Source organism: Citrobacter freundii complex sp. CFNIH9, assembly GCF_002903305.1.
Taxonomy (GTDB): domain Bacteria; phylum Pseudomonadota; class Gammaproteobacteria; order Enterobacterales; family Enterobacteriaceae; genus Citrobacter; species Citrobacter portucalensis.
Genome location: NZ_CP026238.1, coordinates 2,187,294 through 2,207,536, shown reverse-complemented (window position 1 = coordinate 2,207,536; position 20,243 = coordinate 2,187,294). Strand labels below are relative to the sequence as shown.

Genomic DNA, 20,243 nt, shown 5'->3' with positions numbered 1-20,243 from the left:
TACGTGAGCGCTACTCCTGTGGGGGTAACGCGTTTAAAACTCGCATCGCCTGCTCCTGAGTGAGCGAATAATCGAAGAACTGGCGATAAAAATCTCGCGTTACGCTGACCATATCCAGGCCGCTAAACAATGCCGGATGCAGTTTCGATGCAGCCCACTGTAGCTGCAACGCGCTTTCAGTGCCGTAGCGATCCCAGGGGAACACGCCCGCCGGATTGCGCCAGACGTTACCCTGTTTCACTGCGTTAAGTTCTTTGAACAATGCTGCGTATGGCGAACTGGCGATATCACCACACCCCGCACCGAGAATAATGACCTGCGGTTGCCAGTAGAGCACCCTCTCGGGCGACACCTCTTTCATGTTGCCGTCAACTTCACCTGCCGCATTCCGTCCACCCGCCAGCGTAATCCAGGTATCGATCAACGTGTTCCTGCCGTCGACTTTAAGCGGATTTAGCGATTGAATATGAAGTACCCGAGGGCGCTGATTTTCCGCCAGCTCCGCAGTTTTAGCCTGCACATCCGCGAGTACACGGTTGAGATACTGATTGTAAGCCGTTGCACGGACGCGAGCCTGCTCGGTACCCAGAACCTCTGCGGTCGTAGTGACCGATTTTTCCATCGAAGCATAGTCAGTAAATGCCATTTCAAGGGCCGGAATACCCGCCTGACTGTAGCTTTGAGCATCCCCTTTTCCTTTTGCCACAAACACCACGTCGACGTGCCGGGCCAACAAATCCTCACTATTAAATGATGTTCCTCGTATATGTAAGGCTTGTCTCAGAGAAGGATTGATTTTGAACATCCATGGCTGGTTTTCCTCATGGTTGACCGTCGCAACAATGTTACGACCAGCACCCAGCGTCATCAGCACCGAATGATGGGCAAACCAGCCATCCGCGATACGTTCAACATGCGCGGGAACGGTAACTGTGTGACCAGCATCATCCACAACCTGGCGTGTTGCCAGGGCAGGAAACGCCAGCCACACACAAAGCAGCCATGTGTGGCACGTTTTCATAAGCAACCCCTAAAAATCAACCTGAACAGAAAACTGAGCCTGGCGCGGTGCGCCAAGTTGAGCGCTGGCAGCCCCTGCGCCCGTGTAACCAGTCAATGCGCCCGGAACAATATTGGTCCAATAGTGACGGTCGGTGAGATTGGTGATATCAAACCGGAAAGTGGTTGGTGTGTTCCACAGTCTGGTGGCATAACGCGTACCGATGTCCACCGTGGTGTAACTCCCGACCCAGCTGTCGTTGGCATTATCGGTAGCCCGACGTCCGACGTAATGCACGTTCGTGTCGATATCCAGTCCCGGAACCCGTTCGATGGTGTAGATTGCGAGGATATTCGAGGCGAAGCGCGGCAAACCAACAACTTGCTTACCATCCGCATTGCTGGCCGCGGTATTATGAAGCGTTGGATCAAGCCAGGCTCCGCCGCCTAACACGCGCAAATTACGGGTGATATGCCCATCAGCCATCAGTTCCAGCCCACGGTTTTTCTGCGTACCATCCTGAGCAAAATCGCCATTGTCGTTGGTATAGGCAAAGGGGCGTTTGGCTTCAAAAAGCGCAGCGGTAAGCAGCAGATCTTTTACTGGCGCATATTTTGCGCCCACCTCCAGTTGATGGCTACGGTAGGGATCTAACACCTGCCCGGCATTGCGCGCCCCGGCGGGCGCGGTATCGCCCTGCTGCAAACTGTCCACCCAGGTGGTATACAGCGTGACGTTCTCCACCGGTTTATACATCAGGCTGGTAGAACCGCTCATGCCATTGTCCTGCTGATGGCTGCTTTCATGTCCAGCTTTGTTGTAGTTACTGACGGTAAACAGGTTCTCACTGCCGGAAAGCAGCAAACTCCACTGCGGGGAAAAATGCAGCGTATCGCTGAGCAAAAATGCATGTTGAGTGGTGGTCGCTGAATGATAGCGATCGTTAAAATCTGGATACGGTGGTCGTGGATAGTCGGGATGTTGATCGAGGGAAGAATGCCCCAGAGTGAAAGTGCCGCCGTTTCTTGGATTATAGTTTTTCCACACAAATCCACGCATTCCGGTAGCAATATCCTGGGTCAGCCAGCCGGTATCAATGCTACCGGTCAGGTTCGCTAAATAACTGTTGATGGTAAACCGACTGGCCGCCGAATTAGAGGTTGTAGTGGTGTAATCGCCCCGGTTATCCGTCAGGGTGTTGGTCACGGCCGTCGACTCGCGGTCTGCAACCTGGTGCAGCGCCCCCAGATCCAGCATCCAGTTGCCGTCAAAATCATGCTTAATATGCATATCGACGGTAGTCGTTTCGTCATCATGACCCGCATAAGATTGACCATATTTACTGTCCGTAGGATCAAATGCCGCGGGAAAGTGAACGCCTTTCGCCAGGGCAAAGCTACCCGGCATGCCTTTTTCGTAATAATGGTAATAGCTGAAATTACTCTCCAGCACCGTTTGATCTGTCAGTTGAAAGTCCAGCCCCAAGCCAGCGTACTGTCGACGGACATGACTATCGGTGGTGTAGCTATGGCCCTCATCGTTCAGCAAGTTGAGGCGATATTTCACCCGGTCTCCCGCATCGATTGGGCCGCTGAAATCCATCGATGCCAACGTTCCCGACCCTGTACCTTGCCCTACTGTGACGCGATGCAACGGTGTATCGACAGGTCGTTTAGACACCAAATTAAACATCCCTGCTGGATTAGCAGGGCCATACAGCGATCCAGCGATGCCGCTCAACACCTCAATGTTCTGGAACTGTTCGGTCGAATATTCCGTCGTGGAGACGGCGTTCAGGCCATCAATCATATGGTTTTGTACCACGCTCCCCTGCATGCCGCGGGTTTGTGGGCGGACGCCGTCACCCTGAACGGACGGTAGGTAGCGATAGGCGTCTTTCACATCTTTGATTTGTTGCTGATCCAGCACTTTTTTCGACAACGTCTGCACCGACCAGGGAACGTCTATCAACTCTCGCTCGCCGAGGCTACCTAACGTGACTTTTTTTTCGCTCGCCGGAGGTTCATGTTCCGATAACGAGGATTGTGACGTGGCTGGCGCCGAAACGATGACGGTATCTTCAGCATGAGCCGTGACGGCGGTGGAAAAACAGGCAAAGGTTAACAACCCAGAGGCCACTGGGGTAAATTTGTTATTTAACATTCGTTAATTCAATTCGTTAGATAGAAAGACTGGAGGCCGCTAACGCAAGCGCCTTCTCTTGAAGAGTACAGTTATTATATTTGTATGATGAATAGAATAGATCCAATCGATATATATGTAAATATATAACGGCATGTGGTTGGTAAATCCACGGCAACAAAAAAGCCGACGGTGATGACGACCGTCGGCTTTGTGTAAATGACAACTAACGAATTACTTGGTTGCTGCTTTGATAATATCGAGCGCTTTAGCGAACTGATCCTGCGGAATTGTCAGCGGGTAAAGGAAACGAATAACGTTGCCATACTGACCGCAGGTCAGCAGCAGCAATCCTTGCTCAAGGGCTTTCTTCTGCACGCGTTGTGCGGCAGCAGCGTTGGGTTCTCCTGTCGCTGCATCACAGAATTCAGCAGCAATCATAGAGCCTAAACCTCGCACTTCGGCCAGTTCAGGACACCCTGCTTGTGCATCTGTCAGAGCAGCGCGCAGCTGTTCACCGAGAGCCGCCGCACGCTGGCATAACTGCTCATCACGAATGATATCCAGCACCGCATGGGCCGCCGCGATCGACAGCGGGTTTCCGGCGTAGGTTCCCCCCAGACCACCCGGCGCAGGCGCATCCATAATTTCGGCTTTGCCCACGACGCCTGACAGCGGCATGCCGCCCGCAAGGCTTTTCGCCATGGTCATCAGGTCCGCTTTATCGGCGTAATGATCCATCGCAAACAGGTGACCCGTACGGGCAAACCCGCTTTGTACTTCATCAGCGATCATCACGATGCCATGCTCGTCGCAAATACGGCGGATGGCAGCCACAAATTCTGGCGGTGCCACCACGAAGCCTCCTTCGCCCTGGACGGGTTCGAAAATAATCGCCGCAACCTGGGTTGGATCGATATCGGCTTTAAACAGACGCTCAATCGCTTTTAGGGAATCCGCCGTGGAAATACCCTGCAATTCAGAAGGATACGGCGCATGGTAAACAGAGCCTGGGAACGGGCCGAAACCTTTTTTATAGGGTGCCACCTTGCCGGTTAACGCCATCGTCATGTAAGTACGCCCGTGAAAACCACCGCCAAATGCGATAACGCCAGGACGGCCGGTATGCGCGCGCGCAATTTTCACCGCGTTTTCTACCGCTTCAGCCCCGGTAGTGAAGAATGTGGTTTTACGCTTGCCGTCGATTGGCGCAACGGCGTTGATTTTCTCAGCCAAAGACACATAGCTTTCGTACGGGACAATCTGATAAGCCGTATGGGTAAAAGCCTGAAGTTGCGCTTCGACTGCCTGCACCAGGCGAGGATGGCGGTGTCCGGTGTTCAGCACGGCGATCCCGGCGGCAAAATCGATGTACTGATTGCCTTCGATATCGGTAATCGTGCTGTTTTCTGCCGACTGGGCATAAAAATCACACATCACACCCACGCCACGCGGGGTGGCATCCAGACGACGTTGTTGCAGGTTTTTATTGTTCATTCTCTACACCTTGTCCATTAATACATTTCGGTTGAATTACCCTTTAAATTTAGACGCCGTCTGGTACTTTAATCGAGAGCCAAATCGTTTTATTTTAAGGATCCAAATGCGTTCACTTGCCGGAGATGTGATCAAGCATGCATTTAATCAGCAGACTGACGAAAAACTACATCGCCGCCTGTATGCCGCCATTTGTAGTTGCATCCTCGAAGGTAGCCTGAAACCGGCTACCCGAATGCCTCCGTCGCGTGACCTGGCAGGAGAGCTGACGCTATCGCGCAATACCGTCCTGCGGGTGTACGAACAGTTGCAAGCTGAAGGGTATATTTCCGCGCGCACCAGCAGCGGCACATTTGTGACCGACAGCGTGCTGGACAATCTCGACCTGCGTCCTGAAAAAGAGCCTGTTGCTGCCGCTCTGGAAGATCACACCCGCTTATCCGACCGCTGCCTTGAGCTGCTGGGTCATGCCAGCGCCAGTCCCCGTCAGTGGGGGGCATTTATTCCAGGCGTACCTGATGTAGAGCATTTCCCGCACCGGGTGCTCAAGAAAATTCAGGACAGGCTGGCAAGACGACTGCGCCCGGAGTATCTCACTTACGATGCCACAGGCGGCGTGAATGAGCTAAAAGAAGCACTGGCAGACTATCTGCGCACCGCTCGCGGCGTACGGTGCTCACCGGAGCAAATTCTGATTACTGAAGGTATTCACCAGGCCCTGGATCTGGTGACCCGGACTTTATGCAACCCCGGCGATCACGCCTGGATTGAGGAACCGGGCTACTGGGGAATCAAAAATATTCTGCGCATCAATGCCGTTAATTTTTCGGCTATCCCGGTTGATGAACAAGGCATGGTCCCGCCGGATGCAGGTGAAACACCGCCAAAACTTATTTTTGTGACACCGTCACATCAATACCCGCTCGGTTCGGTAATGAGTCTGAGCCGCCGCCGGCAACTTCTCTTTCGCGCACGTGAAACGCGAAGTTGGATAGTGGAAGATGATTACGACAGTGAGTTCCGCTTTTCCGGCCAGCCGATTCCCTCTTTGCAGGGGCTGGAAGAAGAGACACCGGTCATTTACATCGGGACATTCAGTAAGACACTCTATCCCGCACTGCGACTCGGGTATGTCGTGCTACCTAAATCGTTAGCCGCTCCGCTGAAAAAGGTTCATAACGACCTCTATCGTGGTGGGCATCTGTTGATTCAGGCCGCACTGGCGGAGTTTATTCGCGAGGGTTATTACGCGGCACACATTCGGAAAATGCGTCAGCTATACAGTCGTCGTCGCCAGATGCTGGTAGAGCTTATCAGCCGCCAGCTTGGTGAACATTTTCTTGGTTCTTTCAGCAGCAACGCCGGACTGCATATGATCTTACAGCTACCCACCGGGAGCGATGATGCGGTCATTGCCCAACAGGCGAATGCGCAAGGGTTGTTGGTGCGCCCACTGTCACGCTACTACGTGAATGAAGAGAAACGCAGCGGCCTGTTGCTGGGATTTGCCAGTATAGAAGAAAATGAAATGACGGCGGCGTTTACCCGACTCGCGGATATTATCAGGGTAAACACCGTGTAAGCACTGCCGGATGACGGTGCAAGCAACTTCTCCGGCATACTGTTTAATGTGACGCTTTTTTAACGCCAGCCAGGTCTTCCTGGCTTACTTCGCTATTCCCTTCACCCCAACTTTTACGCACGTAGTTGATCACGTCGCGCATTTCGTTATCGCTTAACAAGCCACCGTAGGCAGGCATCTTAAAGGAGACGCTGCCACGCGTTGTCGGTGTTTCTGCGCCGTGAGCAATCACTCTGAACAGCGGTGTCGGGTCATCAACCATCACCAGTGGATTGTTAACTAAAGAAGGCGCGTTATCATCCGTACCTTTCCCTTCCAGACCGTGACAAGTTGAACAGTAGCGGTTATAGGTCACTTTGCCCGCCTCAGGTGAATTCGACCAGGATGCTGTAGTCGCCGCAGCACGTACCGTTTCAGGCTTCGCACTTTTCAGGCTCAACAGATATTGGGCGATCGCCGTGGCATCTTCGTCGGTCAGATACTGTGTACTCTGCGTGACGACTTCAGCCATCGAACCTGAAACCGCGGCATGCTTGCTTTTACCGGTCAGCAACAGCGATTTTAACTCCTGCTCAGACATACCGGTGCCGCGCAGCGACGGTGCATACCAGCCGTCAATCATCGCGCCGCTCAGGTATTCGGCATCAGCATTAGTATACGCTTTTTCGTTCATCGCCATGCCTCTCGGGGTATGGCATGAACCGCAGTGTCCGGGGCCTTCCACCAGATAAGCACCTCGTTTTACCAGGGCAGCATTATCATCCGTTTTCGCGCCCTCTACAGCCGTCACTGGCGCGTCGGTAAACAGCCAGTTCCAGATATGCAGCGGCCAGCGGGCGGAGAGTAGCCACGGAATGGCATTCTCTTTATTGGGCTGTGCTGACGGCGTGACGTCATGCATAAAATAGCTATACAGCGCCTTAACATCCTCGTCAGAAAGTTTCGCATAGGAGGGATAAGGCATAGCCGGATAGAGCGGATGACCATCTTTGGCGATCCCCTGCCGTACGGCCTTTTCAAAATCCTCGTAAGAATAATTTCCAATACCCTGCGTTTTGTCCGGGGTAATATTGGTCGAATAAATATCCCCCACCGGAGTAGGAAACTTTTTGCCCCCCGCCATCGCCGCACCACCTTCAGCGGTGTGACAGGCGACGCAGTCTGAAATTCGCGCGATGTATTCACCGTTAGATTCAGCAGCGGAAACCGAAGCGGTAAATAAACAGGCGGCGAGAATGGTTACTTTACGCATAGATCACCCCATATCCTTGAGTTCATTAACCGCACGCCATGCCTGATCGATTGCCGTGTGGGCATAAGCACTCCAGTCAGAATCAGAGTTAGCGATGGCAATGCGACCGACTGGCTTACGCGCCCGTTCGATAATTTCTGGCATCTTATCCATATCATCGAACAGCGAGTTGGCGTAGTACGCATAGCCATGCGCCCAGCGGTTAACCGTAATGGCGGAAATATCGCGTTGATTATCAAATCCGGTTGAGCCAAACATCTCCTGCAACTGGGAGCGAATCATCTCCTCATGCGCCGCAAAGGTGGTCCCCAGCAAATAGGCTCGTCCCAGACGGAACTGCTCTCTGGCCGACAGGTTACTGCCCGGATAGGTCGGCACATAGACCATATGAATGACCATCGGATCGTCCGGGGAGGCCGGATGTTGATACCCACCAATACTGACCGGATAGTCGAGCTTAACCCTGCTATAAGGTGCCGCCGGAGAATAAAACTCATGTACGCCAAGCTGTTTGAACGCCTGCCAGTTTTTGACCACCACGTTGGTGTACACCAGCGGTGCCTTCACGTTCAGTTTAAGATCCGCCTGCTGCTGTTCCGGCATCTCAGGCACCAGATACGGGATCATCATGTTATAGCCTGCCATGATGGTGTTCTTACCGCGCACACGGTGCATTTTACCGTCACGCAGATAGGTCACCGCCACGCCATCCTGCACGTTGGCCGCATTAATCACCGTGCTGTTCAGGCGCAGGCGCGTGGTGTTTTCCGGCAGATCCAGCTTTTCGTAATGTAGTCTGGCGAGGACAGAGTCTTCCATCGTGTTGCCCGGTAGCGCATCCGGCAGCATATATCTGACTAACAGGCGGGCTAACCCGGCGTTACCGTCCGGGAAGTGGTAAACATACGGCTCTTCGAGGTCGGCCAGTGACTCACCGTCCAACGGCGGTAACCCCATCCCTTCCATGCCGGGTAAGGCGCACGCACGGGCATCGCTACAGGAAATACCTTCAATACCAATAGCAAAGAAGTCGTTGGAACGCTGCTGGAAATAGAGCAGCGCCATTTTGCTCAAACCAACTTTTGTTGCCAAAAATTCACTGTAGCTGTGGGTATCCAGCCATTCCATTTTCTCATCGACCGTCATCCCCGGCAGGTAATCACCGGGCCGGACGTGCAGGTCGATCAGCGCTTTTCTGTCGTTCTCACTTAGCGGAAAATCATTGATAAAGTCTTCAATTTTACGCCCATTGAGCCTGTCCGGCGGAATATCATCAGATACCGCGCGGCCCGGATCGCCGCTGACGATTTTTGTTTCGCCAAAATTCTTCTTATCGAAGAAAACGCCGCGACTGAGCTGCCAGTCGGGGTAGAAGTTTACGTCAAAACTCTCTTTTAACCGCGTGACGCTGACGCCCACAGTTTCCATCAACTTTTGTACTTCAGGGCTGAAATTATGCGCAGGTGACTGGAATGCTTCGCTGCCACCATAACCGAGTAATTTCTTACCCGAGCTGGTAAATTCATTACGTTTGGCATGTCCACCAAAGTCGTCATGGTTATCGAGGATCAGGATCCGGCTATTTTGCCCGGCAACTTGACGCCAAAAACAACCGGCAGCTAACCCGCTAATCCCGCCACCCACAATCACCAGATCGTACTCTTCCTCAACGGGCAGAGCGTTTAAATCAAAATGTTTATGCTCGCGGCCTAGCGCATGCGCCATTTCAAACGATCCAGGATGATTACCCCGCAGCCCCGTCAGCGCAGGAGGATAATAATTTCCATCTATAAATGCGTTTCCCTTTCCTGCCGCCCTGACCCACTCCAGCGGGGTAAGCCCCGCCGCAATAGTCACCGCGACGCCGTTGAGAAAATCACGTCTGGTAATTGCCATTAACTTTTTTCCTTATTGCTACACACTGCCTTTAATACGACACAAATAAGAGAGATACCCCTTCTTATTTATAAAGGGGTACAACCGACTACTTCACTGGCTTTAACTCTTCATCCAGTTTTTTAGAATCATAATAATCACCCTGCCAGGTAATTTTTCCTGCTTTAACATGAATATAGCTGACGCCTTCAAATTTGATCGGATTATTTGTCGGCGGACTCCCTGCCCATTCACCACTATTTTTGCCTGAAAATTCCCAACGAAAGGCCACGGTATCTTCGTCGTAGACGGGTTTTCCAACCATTTTCCAGCTAAGATCTGGAACCGCCTTAATAAAAGCGCCGATAACCTCTTTTTCTGCTTTTTCCCTGCCGTTTATCGGTTCTCCTGCGGCGGCATCATAATAGACCGCATCATCAGCAAGAAATTGAGCGGCTCGCGAAGCATCATGCGCATTCCACGCCGCCATATACTCTTTTACGGTATTCAGCGATGTACTTTCTGCCAGGCTATAGCCCGAGAACATCACTAATGAAAGCACCGCGATTTTTAATGTTTTCATCGTAATCCTCTCTATTCAGAAATGTCGCACATGATATGTTTCACCCGAGTGTATTCCTCGAGTGAATAAGATGAGAGATCTTTGCCGTACCCCGATTTTTTGAACCCGCCGTGCGGCATCTCGGCACACAGAGGAATGTGATTGTTAATCCACACCGTGCCAAAATCGAGGTCAATGCTGAAGCGTTGGGCGCGACCATGGTTACTGGTCCAGACGCTGGCGGCAAGACCATACTCCACATCATTCGCTTTGTGTAGTACCTCTTCGTCAGTAGAAAACGACTGAATAGTCATTACCGGGCCAAATACTTCATGCTGAATAGCTTCATCATTTTGATGCAATCCGGAGACGATCGTCGGCTCAAAATAGAAGCCTGGACCAGATCCTGCGCGCCCACCGGTTTCAATTTTTGCATGTGCCGGTAAACGCTCAACAAAGCCTTTCACCTGCTCCAGCTGATTCCGGCTATTCAATGCGCCGTACAGTGCATTTTGATCTTCTGGCGGCCCATATTTGATACTTTTTGTTTTCTGGATCAGTTTTTCAAGAAACTCTGCGTAGATGGATTGCTCTACCAGAATCCGCGTTGCCGCTGTGCAATCCTGCCCGGCATTGAAAAAGCCTGCTGTGGTAATCGCCGCAATCGCCTTGTCCATATCCGCATCGGCGAACACGATTGCGGGCGCTTTCCCGCCCAATTCCAGGTGTGCTCGGGTCAGATTTGCCGCCGCCGAAGCGGCAACCTGCAAACCCGCACGGACCGAACCGGTAATCGAGACCAGTGAGGCTTTCGGGTTTGAAACCACCAGCGAACCAGTGCTGGCTTTGCCCAACACAACGTTAAACGCCCCTCTCGGGAACAACGGTGCGGCCAGTTCAGCCAACAGCAGCGTACTAACTGGCGTGGTGTCGCTTGGTTTTAGCACCACCGTGTTGCCTGCCGCCAGCGCTGGTGCAATCTTCCACACCGCCATCATGAACGGGTAGTTCCACGGCGTCACTTGCCCAACAATACCCAGCGGTTCACGACGAATGGTTGAAGTAAATCCTGCGGAATATTCTCCGGCCGCCTTTCCTTCAAGACAGCGCGCCGCACCGGCAAAAAAGCGGATGGCATCGCAAGATGCTGCGATCTCCTCTTTCTCAATAAAATGGCGAAGCTGACCGGTTTCCTGGCTCTGCGCGGTTACCAGTCGCTCAACGTTGCGTTCAATCTCATCGGCCAGCCGCAATAACGCCTTTTGCCGCTGTGCCGGCGTCGATTTTCTCCAGATGCTAAACGCCGCCTCCGCTGCTGAGTAAGCCTGCTCTACCTCCGCCTCGTTAGCGTTGGGAGATATTGCGTACGTTTCACCGTCAACCGGACTCACCAGTTCGAAGCTATCTTCGCTACTGCCTGCTACATAGTGCCCATTAATAAAATGCTTCAGGGTTTTCATGTTTGTCTCCTGCCAATTAATACATAAAGAATCTTATGTAATATATATATTGTAAATTTTTTTCAAATGCGCAACATTGACACTATGATAAGCCTCGCATTTTTAACTTAATTTTCACATTTGCAGGATGAGGCTTTTTATTGCCAGCTGACGCGTTACGCCCAGCTCATCATAAGGTTATCGGGACACACATCCGCTTGTGCAGTGACGTTGCGCCCAGGCATGTAAAATAACTCGGCCATTCTTACCTTCCTTGCCCGACGGGCATGTGTTAAAAATGGTCGTTGTTTCAGGGAATTGAGTACAGAAAAGATTATGATTACTCACGCGGTCATATTTGCGCCTATCGGGCAGGTCAGTCGTTCAGACCAGATAGTCCAACGCCTTTCAAATGCCATTATCACGGGGTTGCTGGAGCCAAAAGAACAGCTCCCCAACGAAACTGATTTGGCAAAGATGATGGGTGTCTCACATATCACTATCAGAGAAGCGCTAAACACGCTTCGGGCTAATAATCTTATCCATACGGTTCGTGGTCGTAATGGTGGGAGTTTCGTTTGCGAAAATATTGATGGCAAAAATAGCGCCCTGCATCCGTTCAAGGCGATCAGTACGGATTATCTGTCTGATCTGGGTGAAATGCATTGCGCCATTATTAGCCATAGCGCGCGGCTGGCTTCCCGACGGATGACCGGTGCGGATATCGCCAAATTTCGCGAGTTTGTCGAGGTGCTCAGAAAGGCAAACTCACCTGAGCTGATGACTCAGGCCGATATGCGTTGTCTGCTGGCGATTGCCGCCAGTTCGCATTCAGCGCGACTGGCCAATCAGGAGCTGCAGGTTCAGGCTGAATGGGCATCGCTGGTGGCGATACTTTATCGCACAGACAGTATTCATGCAGAAATTATCGCGCTTTATTCGGCGCTGGCCGATGCGCTGGCTGCTCACAACGAGGCAGAGTCAGTACAGTTTGCCACGCAGATCATCGACACGTTTACCTACTACCTTATTGAAAAAAAGCTGAAATATAACTCGAACTGACAATCAGTGAAGGCAGGACAGACAATGAGCTCTTCGACATCCCTAAGCGCATTAATTCGTAAAATTGATGATATTACTGTTTCTACCGTAGATTCTACCGTTGCGCTGGCGAGGAGCATCCATGAGGCGATTTCAGGGGTACAAAAGGCCTCAGCCGAGATCGTTCTCGACCCCTCAGTCAGATCCACCGTTCAACAGCACATCAAGCGCACGCTCAATAACAACCATTACTGCTCAGGGGCGGGATTCGCCAGCCATATTGAGAGCACCGCAACCACAAAAGAGTACTGGTTGCTGGAGTGGTGGTATAAGAAAGATAATGGTTTAAGCCAGGCGCATCTGGATTTGGATCAGGCCACTCAACAACGACTGGATTTCAGAACCTTTGAGTGGTTTAAGCATTCTCCTCCGGCAGGCAAAGCCTATATCCACGGTCCCTACGTCGACTATATTTGCAATATCTCCTATACCTTAACGTCAGCCGTCCCGGTCTACTACAACGATCAGTTTCTCGGTGTTGCCGCGGTCGATCTGCTGGTCAGTCAGATAGAAGCCGAACTGCTTTCCTGTGCCCATCCTGACTATGTGATTCTGACTAATCTGGAAAACAGGATCATTTTCTCCAGTTGGCCACGTTTTCGCGTGGGTGAATTGCTGTCACCTGCAAACAGTACCGTGGTGTATCAGAGCGACTACTTTATCCTTTATCACTATCAAAACTAAGGGCCCGAAGGCCCTTAGTTTTTAGTTATCCTGCCCCATATTGAGCTTATTGGCGTACGCAATGGCGTCGTTTTCCGGCGCCGCTGAACGACCAAACGGACGGGTCAGGAACATATAAATAAGCCCCGAGCCAACAACAATCGCCAGGCCGAACAGGACCGTCCAACGGTCGATGAAGTCGCTGCTGTCTGCCGGTTGCGCCAGTAACCAGATCCCGCACAATCCGTAAGCTAACGCCAACACATTCACGATTACGCCCCAACCGCCAATGGTCCACTCCCCCGCCGGTTTCCAGCCTTTCAGACGCTGACGCAGCGCGGCCAGCACAACCATCTGGAACGAGATATAAATCCCGATAACAGCAAACGCGGTGATACGCGACAGGTTATCTGGCTGGAAATAAACCCAAACGCAGATGATCACTGGCAGCAGGCAACTGACGACCATGGCATTATCCGGAACACCATTTTTAGAGATTTTGGCCATCCATTCACTTCCAGGCAGCATTCTGTCGCGGGAGAAAGAAAAGATAAGACGGCTTAACGCAGCCTGCAGAGACAAAATGCACGACAACATGGCGATAATTGCAACCACGATAAAGACAGTCGCGCCAGTTTCGCCCAGAGCTTCATTAAGGATTGCCGGGATCGGATCGGACGTTTTGCCATTCACGATACTGACCAGATTCGGTGAAGCCAGCAAATAACCCATAACAGAAATAATGGCGGAAATCGCGCCGAATACGATGCTTAAAATCATCGCCACCGGGATCTTTTTACTCGGATTCTGCACCTCTTCCGCAACGTTACCGCAGGCCTCAAAGCCAAAGAACATAAACAGCCCCATCAGTGCAGCAGACATAAATGCGGTGGAGTAGCTGCCGTCATGAGCCAGCACGCCCATCGAGTCAAAAATCACAGAGAACGGCTGTGAACGGTGGAAAATCAGCAGATAAATCCCCAGCGCGATCACGCTGACAATTTCACACCAGAAGCCAATTTTTGCCACCCGGGCCAGATTTTTAGTCCCGGACATATTAACGGCCATCATCAACAGCAGCAGCAGAACAGAAGTCACCAACATCGTGGCCGGCGTCTGGCCATAGTGGAAGAGTGATTCAACGAACGTTGATGTATATTCCGCGATCGACGTAATGGTGACCACCAGCGCCCACAGATAGATCCAGGCGGCGATCCACGCATACTTCTTGCCCCACAACCTTCTGGCCCAGGGGTAAAGCCCACCGGTTATCGGATACTGGGAAGCGACCTCACCAAACACCAATGCCACCAAAAGTTGCCCACATGCGACGATTAAAATCCACCATACTGCGGGCGGCCCCGCCAGCGTTACGGCCAGCGCAAACAGCGAATAGACGGCAGTAAGCGGCGACAGGTAGGTAAAACCCAACGCAAAGTTTGAAATAAGACCGATCGAGCGATTGAACTGTTCTTTGCCATCTTTTTGAAAATTATCATTTTTCTTATCAGGTGTCTGTTCCATATTGCTTTCTCTTTTGTGGAATAGTCGCAGGGTTGAACAATTAATGTATAAAAGATATTAAGTTATATGTATAGTGATTTTGTCGCAGATTTGTTAAAAATGATCGCGCATCACGTTAATGAAAAAGTGGAGATAAAACGGTAGAGAGAGCGAGGATTTTGCGGTATTTACAACCAACGATTCTTTAGCAATTGCGAACCATAGGCTATTTTGGCGGATAAATACACACAGCGGATTGCGTTCGATGCTAAGTAGCAAGAATCGCTGCTGTTAAGCAACATTTTTGCAATATAATAACGTGATGTTAAACGCTGAACCTGAGCAGGTGAATGATGGAAATTGATCTCGATAATCTGGTCTTTGATGGACTGGAAGAAGCGCAAGAGCGTAACGCTGAACGTCTGGAAGATGCAGACAAGAAAGCGCAGGAAATTATTGCTGATAATGACTGCGGCGACGCCTGCAAAATCTGATTTCCAAACCGGCGCAATGCCGGTTTTTTATCGCCTGTTAACCCCACCCACTTCAGCCCGTATACCGTAAGGCCTCAATCAGTTGCGCAAAGGCGGCGGTATGTTGTTTTCGGCTGGGATAGTACAAATAATAGCCAGGGAAAGGTTCGCACCAGTCCTCCAACACTTTTTCCAATGCCCCCTCTGCAACAGCCTGCTCGACGGTGTCTTCCGGCACAAAAGCCAGCCCCATTCCCGCCATCGCTGCGCTAATTCGCGGGGGTAGATTGTTAAAAATAAGCTGCCCTTCCACCCGTACGCGCAAATCTTGCCCGTCTTTAGCAAACTCCCAGGCGTATAACCCGCCCAACGTCGGCATGCGCATGTTAATACAGCTGTGATTTTGCAGGTCGTGAGGGGTTTGCGGTTTGCCATGACGAGCAAAATACGCCGGTGACCCCACCACTACCATGCGCCAGTCCGGGCCAATTCTGACGGCTACCATGTCTTTTGCCACCTGCTCACCGAGCCGAATACCCGCGTCATAACGGCCAGTCACAATATCCGTCAGACTATTGTCGATGGTCATTTCCACATTAACATCAGGGTAAGCCTGCAAAAACGGCTCCAGCGCGGGCCAGACGGTAGATTGCAATGCATGTTCGCCCAGCGTCAGGCGGATGTTACCGGCCACGCGCTGACGGACATCGGTTAATGCCAGCAGCTCTGTTTCAATGTCATCAAAACGCGGGCTGATACTGTTGATAAGCCGTTCTCCGGCTTCGGTCGGCGCAACGCTGCGCGTGGTGCGGGTCAGAAGCCGTACATCCAGCCGCTCTTCAAGCCCACGAATCGCATGGCTTAGCGCGGATTGCGAAACCCCAAGTTTTGCCGCTGCCCGGGTAAAACTACGCTCGCGGGCAACGATAATGAGATAATAGAGATCGTTAAAATTATCACGCAGCATGCTTATCCCCACTCCAGACCTGTTGTGATATATGGTACAGGTCCGGAGGGTATTCCAGTAGCATTTCTGGACATTAGCACAGCTCAATCTTATTCAAGCGTGCTCTCACACAAAAACAAAATGCGAATTATTACCAGGCTTATGCACGATTTTACCTTTCACTCATGCATTATTTTCACCCGCTATTAACACATCCTTCACTAATAACATTTTGTATATAGATAAGAATTTTTTCTTATTTTGTCCCAACCGTAAGTTATGGGAGCGTAAAAAGCACAAACCAAAAACTACAGGGATTTCATACAATGATGGCAACGAAAACTAACCGCGCTAAAAAAACACTGCTGGCATTGGGCGTGCTGCTGGCCTCAGGACTTACCGTCTCGCAGGTTCAGGCTGACCAACTGGCCGATATCAAAGCCGCAGGCGTCGTAAAAGTCGCGACATTTGACGCGAATCCTCCGTTTGGCTCCGTCGATGCCAAAACCCATAAGATTGTCGGCTACGACGTTGATTTTGCCGAAGCGCTGGCCAAATCCCTTGGTGTAAAACTGGAACTGGTAGCGACCAATCCGGCAAACCGCATTCCGTTATTACAATCTGGTAAAGCTGATTTAATCGTCGCAGATATCACGATTACACCTGAACGGGCGCAGGTAATAGATTTCTCCGTTCCTTATTTTGTTACCGGCCAGCAGTTCCTTGTGCCAGCAAAATCTCCGGATAAGCTCGATGAATACAGCAAAGCACGCATCGGCGCGGTAAAAGGCACTACTGGTGAACAGGCACTGCATCAGCGCTTCCCGCAGTCGCGCGTGTTGGCCTACGACGATATCCCGCTGGCGTTAACCGCGCTACGCAACGGCAATGTTCAGGCCATTACCCAGGACAGTACGATTCTGGCCGGGTTATTAGGCGCTGCGCCGGATAAAGCTGATTTCAAAATTCTGCCGGACCTGCTGAGCAAAGAAGAGATCGGCGTGGGGGTGAAAAAAGGTGAGCTAGCGTTGTTAAAAGCCGTCAACGATGAACTTTTGAAGCTGGAATCTACCGGGCAGGCAGCCAAAATTTATGATGTCTGGTTTGGTCCTGAAACCAAAAATCCGCAAGCCCGCGCCTTTAAAATAGAAGCCAAGTAATATGCTCTCAACCCTTTTTCATCGATCCGCAGCTTCGGCTGCGGATTTTACCCATTTGCGCCAGGCGAGCGTCGAACTGCGCAATGTGATTAAACAGTATGACGCTCACACCGTCCTTAACGACGTTAGCCTGACGGTTGAACCCGGTGAAGTGGTGACCATTCTGGGGCCTTCCGGCTCAGGAAAATCCACTCTTATACGTCTTATCAACCAGCTTGAGTCGCTCAGCGGTGGCGAAATTTTCATTGATGGTAAACCGATTAGTCAGTTGCGCGGGGCGGCATTACGCCAGTTACGCAGCCGTATCGGTTTCGTATTTCAGCAATTCAATCTCTATTCGCATCTGACTGCGCTGCAGAACATCGCACTGGCGTTGGAATATGTTCACGGCTGGAACAAGACGGAAGCGGATCGTCGGGCACTTGAGTTGCTGGAAAAAGTGGGACTGGCGGAAAAAGCCAACGCCTATGCCGCGCAGTTGTCCGGTGGGCAGCAGCAGCGCGTGGCCATCGCCCGCGCACTGGCCTCGTCGCCACAAATTATTCTGTTTGATGAGCCCACTTCCGCGCTGGATCCGGAAATGATCGGCGAGGTATTACAGGTAATGAAAAATTTGGCCCACAGCGGTATCACCATGATCGTCGTGACCCACGAAATGCATTTTGCCCGCGAAATTGCCGATCGGGTGGTTTTCATCGATGGTGGCGATATTCTGGAAGTGGCCGCGCCGGAGGATTTTTTCGTCCGACCACAGCACCCGAGAACCCAGCGTTTCCTGAAAAAAGTGCTCGACCCGTTACACCAGGAGTCATCGTCATAATGCATGCAATGGACTGGCAGGGAGTGCTGAGCGGGCAACCCCTGCAATGGATAATTTCCGGTTTTCTCACCACGCTCTGGGTGACGCTGGCAGGTATCGTGCTCGCCACGCTCATTGCCATCTCACTGCTCGGCCTGCGCCTGACGGGCAATCGTCTCGCTAAAGCGATGGTCGGGGTGTGGGTCTCGGTGTTTCGCAACACGCCTTTACTGGTGCAACTGATGTTCTGGTATTTTGCCGCCTGGAACTGGCTACCCCGTAACGTCATTAGCTTTATCAATGCCGATCATCCATGGTCAATTTTGCCGGGTGATGTCTGGTGGTTAACGCCGGAATTTATCTGTTCAGCATGGGGGTTGGGGGTATTTACCTCAGCATTTTTGGTTGAAGAGATCGCTTCGGGTTTACAGGCTGTTTCTGCCGGACAACGCGAGGCTGCCGTGTCGCAGGGCTTTTCATCCTGGGCGATATTTCGTCACATTCTGCTGCCTCAGGGGCTGGCAAACGCCTGGCAACCGATTGTTGGGCAATATCTCAACCTGATGAAGCTTTCCTCGCTTGCCAGCGGTATTGGATTTGCTGAGCTCACCTACCAGGTACGGCAAATTGAGAGCTACAACGCGCACGCGCTGGAAGCCTTTGCCGTTGGCACTGCACTCTATCTGTTTACCGGCATCGTTCTGGGTATGCTGCTTACCCGTCTTGGCCCGCAGTCTGCGTCGGGTAAATCGTCAAAGATAAGAATGCGCATCTTCAGCGTCAGGAGCATACTGCATGATCGCTAATGTTTCGGTCATTACCGACAATCTTGACTATCTCCTGTGGGGACGTGTAGCTGAGGGGCAACCCGGCGGTGTACTGCTCACTTTGCTGATGGCTATCAGTGCGGCTTTGCTGGCGCTGCCTGGCGGGATCGTTCTTGCCTGTTGTGCCTGGCGGTTTCCGGGCGCGGTTCGCAACGGGTTGTTTATCTGGGCGGAATTTATTCGCGGCATTCCGCTCATCTTTGTGATTTTCTGGATGTGGTATTTGCTACCCATGCTGACCGGAAGCGATCTGCCCGGTGCCGTTACCGTGACGCTGGCGCTGGCATGGTTCACCGCCGCCTCGGTGATGCACTCAGTGTATGCTGGAATTAGCGCACTGCCTGGCGGGCAGTATGAAGCGGCAGTTGTTCAGGGTTTTCGCCCGGATCAGGCCCTGTGGCTTATCTTGCTGCCGCAGGTGCTGCGTAACGTACTACCGTCGCTGACAGGGATTTTTATTGGGCTGCTGAAGGACACGTCACTGGCGTTTATCGTTAACGTGCCGGAACTCACGACAGTTGCCGGTCAGGTTAACAGCCGGGTGCAAATTTACCCCGCAGCCATTTTTATCTTTACCGGGCTGGTTTATTACCTGCTGTGCTTTAGCCTTGAAAAAATCACCCAGCGCCGATTCGCACTAAAATGACCTCTCGGCTCAACATTCCACGAACTGATGGTCTTCGTTGAGCCGATATTTTACGCCCGCCCGAATGTTATTTTCCCCTTCAACGGCAAGCGCAAAACGCATTCTTTCGCCATCGTGATAAGCCAGCGCCGCACATCCGCCGGGACCAAGAATTATTGAGTCGACAGCACCGGTACTGGCAACAACGGCGTTCTCTCCGCTGGCAATAATGTGGATATTGTCCGCGCAGTTAGCGATTTTCGCATCTGCGCCAAAACAGGCCAGTTGGGTTAAATCACCGCTACTGGCAATCCGATTTCGATCGCCGAGCGAACTGATACGTACGCGCATGCCGGTACTGGCAATACGCGTTCCGTCGCCCACACTGCTGATACGCGCCGAGTTTCCCGCAATCGCTATTCGCCCGCGATCGCCTGAACTGCCGATATGCGTGTTATAGCCTACACTGCCAATCCGTGCGCTGTAACCGGCACAGGCGATCTGCGCAGCATACCCGGCGCTGGCAATTTTTACGTTATCACCCGCACTGCTAAATCGGGCATAATCTTCCGCACAAGCCAACGGACGGCTGGTTTCCCCTGCAGCTTGCTCACAGGAAATATTCCCCATTGCGTCAATATCCTGCTGAGCAAAACTCGCCTCTTCCCGCCATTTTGACCAGCCGTATTCCACCAGGCTATTTGCCCAATCGGTATACCCTTCCCGCTGGAGCGCGCGATGAACATCGGCATAGCTTCCTCCTGCGGGAAACGCGCGTAGAAACCAACGATACATGA

The 20,243-nt window shown here is 51.9% G+C and carries 18 protein-coding genes; 8 read left to right on the top strand and 10 right to left on the bottom strand.

All coding sequences use genetic code 11. The features are described 5' to 3' along the window. Positions 1–10: 10 nt before the first annotated feature. The 3 genes from C2U43_RS11145 to puuE form a co-directional block, all read right to left on the bottom strand. Positions 11–1,021, bottom strand: coding sequence for an ABC transporter substrate-binding protein (locus C2U43_RS11145; protein WP_048235459.1), 1,011 nt, complete (start codon positions 1,019–1,021; stop codon positions 11–13). Positions 1,022–1,030: 9 nt separating this feature from the next. Next, the gene (locus C2U43_RS11140) at positions 1,031–3,163 is read right to left on the bottom strand and encodes a TonB-dependent receptor (protein ID WP_103285129.1); all 2,133 of its coding nucleotides are present in this window, start codon (positions 3,161–3,163) and stop codon (positions 1,031–1,033) included. 213 nt (positions 3,164–3,376) lie between these two features. After that, positions 3,377–4,639, bottom strand: a complete 1,263-nt coding sequence (gene puuE / locus C2U43_RS11135; protein ID WP_103285128.1) for a 4-aminobutyrate transaminase — start codon at positions 4,637–4,639, stop codon at positions 3,377–3,379. Between the two features lie 106 nt (positions 4,640–4,745). Here puuE and pdxR point away from each other — a divergent pair, with 106 nt between their 5' ends. Next, positions 4,746–6,221: a MocR-like pyridoxine biosynthesis transcription factor PdxR gene (pdxR, locus tag C2U43_RS11130; RefSeq protein WP_103285127.1), complete on the top strand. Its 1,476-nt coding sequence runs from the start codon at positions 4,746–4,748 to the stop codon at positions 6,219–6,221. Between the two features lie 43 nt (positions 6,222–6,264). Here the strand turns inward: pdxR and C2U43_RS11125 are convergent, their stop codons facing one another. The 4 genes from C2U43_RS11125 to C2U43_RS11110 all read right to left on the bottom strand — a co-directional run bounded on the left by C2U43_RS11125 (position 6,265) and on the right by C2U43_RS11110 (position 11,370). Beyond that, a complete protein-coding gene (locus C2U43_RS11125; protein ID WP_103285126.1) occupies positions 6,265–7,473 on the bottom strand; it encodes a c-type cytochrome in 1,209 nt (402 codons plus the stop codon). Between the two features lie 3 nt (positions 7,474–7,476). Next, entirely contained in the window at positions 7,477–9,369 is a 1,893-nt protein-coding gene (locus C2U43_RS11120) for an NAD(P)-binding protein (RefSeq protein WP_008784633.1), read from the bottom strand. An 88-nt stretch (positions 9,370–9,457) separates the two neighbouring features. Next, entirely contained in the window at positions 9,458–9,931 is a 474-nt protein-coding gene (locus C2U43_RS11115) for an ester cyclase (RefSeq protein ID WP_032943249.1), read from the bottom strand. Positions 9,932–9,942: 11 nt separating this feature from the next. Then, the gene (locus C2U43_RS11110) at positions 9,943–11,370 is read right to left on the bottom strand and encodes a gamma-aminobutyraldehyde dehydrogenase (RefSeq protein ID WP_103285125.1); all 1,428 of its coding nucleotides are present in this window, start codon (positions 11,368–11,370) and stop codon (positions 9,943–9,945) included. Positions 11,371–11,685: 315 nt separating this feature from the next. Between C2U43_RS11110 and C2U43_RS11105 the strand changes: the two genes are divergently transcribed. Next, the gene (locus tag C2U43_RS11105; protein WP_008784630.1) at positions 11,686–12,411 is read left to right on the top strand and encodes a FadR/GntR family transcriptional regulator; all 726 of its coding nucleotides are present in this window, start codon (positions 11,686–11,688) and stop codon (positions 12,409–12,411) included. A gap of 24 nt (positions 12,412–12,435) precedes the next feature. Then, entirely contained in the window at positions 12,436–13,134 is a 699-nt protein-coding gene (locus tag C2U43_RS11100; protein WP_020996432.1) for a cache domain-containing protein, read from the top strand. A gap of 21 nt (positions 13,135–13,155) precedes the next feature. Here C2U43_RS11100 and C2U43_RS11095 read toward each other — a convergent pair whose 3' ends face one another. Next, a complete protein-coding gene (locus C2U43_RS11095; protein ID WP_003832697.1) occupies positions 13,156–14,637 on the bottom strand; it encodes an APC family permease in 1,482 nt (493 codons plus the stop codon). 332 nt (positions 14,638–14,969) lie between these two features. Here C2U43_RS11095 and C2U43_RS11090 point away from each other — a divergent pair, with 332 nt between their 5' ends. Further along, positions 14,970–15,110, top strand: a complete 141-nt coding sequence (locus C2U43_RS11090) for a hypothetical protein (RefSeq protein ID WP_003832695.1) — start codon at positions 14,970–14,972, stop codon at positions 15,108–15,110. A gap of 52 nt (positions 15,111–15,162) precedes the next feature. On the opposite strand, the gene C2U43_RS11085 is transcribed toward C2U43_RS11090, so the two are convergent. Continuing rightward, entirely contained in the window at positions 15,163–16,056 is an 894-nt protein-coding gene (locus C2U43_RS11085; RefSeq protein ID WP_032943239.1) for a LysR family transcriptional regulator, read from the bottom strand. 305 nt (positions 16,057–16,361) lie between these two features. Here C2U43_RS11085 and C2U43_RS11080 point away from each other — a divergent pair, with 305 nt between their 5' ends. The 4 genes from C2U43_RS11080 to C2U43_RS11065 are packed head-to-tail and all read left to right on the top strand — an operon-like array spanning position 16,362 to position 19,467. After that, the gene (locus tag C2U43_RS11080; protein ID WP_103285124.1) at positions 16,362–17,195 is read left to right on the top strand and encodes an ABC transporter substrate-binding protein; all 834 of its coding nucleotides are present in this window, start codon (positions 16,362–16,364) and stop codon (positions 17,193–17,195) included. Between the two features lies 1 nt (position 17,196). Then, complete coding sequence (locus tag C2U43_RS11075; RefSeq protein ID WP_103285123.1) at positions 17,197–18,015, top strand: amino acid ABC transporter ATP-binding protein; 819 nt, start codon at positions 17,197–17,199, stop codon at positions 18,013–18,015. After that, a complete protein-coding gene (locus tag C2U43_RS11070; protein ID WP_103285122.1) occupies positions 18,015–18,800 on the top strand; it encodes an amino acid ABC transporter permease in 786 nt (261 codons plus the stop codon). Before C2U43_RS11075 ends, C2U43_RS11070 begins: the two co-directional genes overlap by 1 nt. Continuing rightward, on the top strand, positions 18,790–19,467 hold the full coding sequence (locus C2U43_RS11065) for an amino acid ABC transporter permease (RefSeq protein ID WP_071446909.1): 678 nt from the start codon (positions 18,790–18,792) through the stop codon (positions 19,465–19,467). Before C2U43_RS11070 ends, C2U43_RS11065 begins: the two co-directional genes overlap by 11 nt. Positions 19,468–19,476: 9 nt before the next feature. Here the strand turns inward: C2U43_RS11065 and ydhT are convergent, their stop codons facing one another. After that, positions 19,477–20,241, bottom strand: coding sequence for a protein YdhT (gene ydhT, locus C2U43_RS11060; protein WP_442861430.1), 765 nt, complete (start codon positions 20,239–20,241; stop codon positions 19,477–19,479). Between the last annotated feature and the right edge of the window lie 2 nt (positions 20,242–20,243).